The following is a 686-nucleotide window of genomic DNA, read 5'->3' as shown; positions in this document are numbered from 1 at the left end:
AACACCGATTGACATCGTCGGCGGCGATGGCGCCTACGACACCAAAGCGTGCCACGCGCAGATTGCCGCGCGCAAAGGTGTCCTGCTCTGGCCGCAGGCCACGCCGGGCACAACTTGACACAACGCCGCCATTGACGAAATCGCAAAGGCCTTCGGCCATAGCTTGACCTCGCTGGTACTTGGCGGTGCGTGTATCGGAGAGAGTGCGGACCATGTCAAACCTCTTTGGGGAGTGGATGAAAAGCAATCGTAGTCAGCTTCGCGCAATCATTGTCACTTAAGTCTCATTTTTAAGCACAGAGCAAGAAAAATAACCAGTGTAAAAGTAGGGGTATTGGCTATTTCGTGGGCAGGGCAATCGTGCTGTCCGACCCCCCTGCGTCAGAATAGTTGTTGTCTCCATAGAACCAAGAACTGGGGGCGGCGATGAAGGACAAAAATGGCTCGATACGGACAAGCATTCAAGGACAAGGCGGTGGCAAGATTGCTGCCGCCGCACAGCGCAGCACTGCAAGCGGTTGCGCAGGAAGTTGGCGTTGCAGCGGAAACGCTGGATCGTTGGCGCAAAGATGCGCAGTCCAGGCCCGCCCGGCGAGCCTGGACTGCGCCCGCCCGGCTGGCGGCGGTGATCACCACGGCGGCGATGAGCGAAGTGAGCAAGAGCGCCTGGTGCCGCGAGCACGGCG

General features: G+C 59.0%; 1 protein-coding gene and 1 pseudogene. Both read left to right on the top strand.

Features of this window, described 5'->3' with window-relative positions:
• Positions 1 to 115: pseudogene (locus tag VTU_RS34350) on the top strand (IS5/IS1182 family transposase); the annotation flags it as partial.
• Between the two features lie 324 nt (positions 116 to 439).
• A partial coding sequence (locus VTU_RS0124970) for a transposase (RefSeq protein ID WP_010110841.1) occupies positions 440 to 686 on the top strand: 247 nt, incomplete at its 3' end.

It is taken from the genome of Verminephrobacter aporrectodeae subsp. tuberculatae At4, from assembly GCF_000193225.1.
Classification (GTDB): Bacteria; Pseudomonadota; Gammaproteobacteria; order Burkholderiales; family Burkholderiaceae_C; genus Acidovorax; species Acidovorax aporrectodeae.
Note: the sequence above shows the minus strand (reverse complement) of the source record. Positions and strands in the feature narration are given on the sequence as shown.